Here is a 543-nt window from a genome sequence, read left to right as displayed (position 1 = left end):
GGGCGGTGGTTGGGTGGGTGGTCGGGCCAACGAGGCTGAGGTCAGGGCGTTGCCGGCGGCGTCGGTGACGACGAGCTGATCGGCGGGGCCGGTGATCGTGATCAGGCCCCGGTGATGGGCCCGATGGTGATACGGACACACCAGGGCCAGGTTCCACAGTTCGGTGGGACCGCCGTCTTCCCAGTGCACCAGGTGGTGGGCGTGTATTGCGCGGGTGGCCGCGCAGCCGGGGACCACACACGCCCGGTCGCGATGCTCGAGCGCGCGGCGCAGCCGCCGGTTGACCGTGCGGGTCGATCGGCCGGCGCCGATCACCTGCCCGTCGCGGTGAAACCACACCTCGCAGGTGGCATCACAGGTCAGATAGCGGCGATCGCTATCGGGCAGAACGGGCCCCAAATGTAAAGCTGCCAGGCGGGTTTCGGTGTCGACGTGGATGACCACGGTGGTGCGTTGCCCGTGGGGGCGGGCCGCGGCTTCGGCGTCCCAGCTCGCACCGACCAGCCGCAGGAACGCCGCCGCGTTGCTGGGCATCGATGCCCG

At 70.5% G+C, this 543-nt stretch carries 1 protein-coding gene; it reads right to left on the bottom strand.

Annotation, left to right across the window (positions count from 1 at the left end; all coding sequences use genetic code 11):
• A partial coding sequence (locus DMB80_RS27790) for an HNH endonuclease signature motif containing protein (RefSeq protein WP_162938740.1) occupies positions 1 to 543 on the bottom strand: 543 nt, incomplete at both ends.

Source organism: Mycobacterium kyogaense (assembly GCF_003254575.1).
GTDB lineage: Bacteria > Actinomycetota > Actinomycetes > Mycobacteriales > Mycobacteriaceae > Mycobacterium > Mycobacterium kyogaense.
Note: the sequence above shows the minus strand (reverse complement) of the source record. Positions and strands in the feature narration are given on the sequence as shown.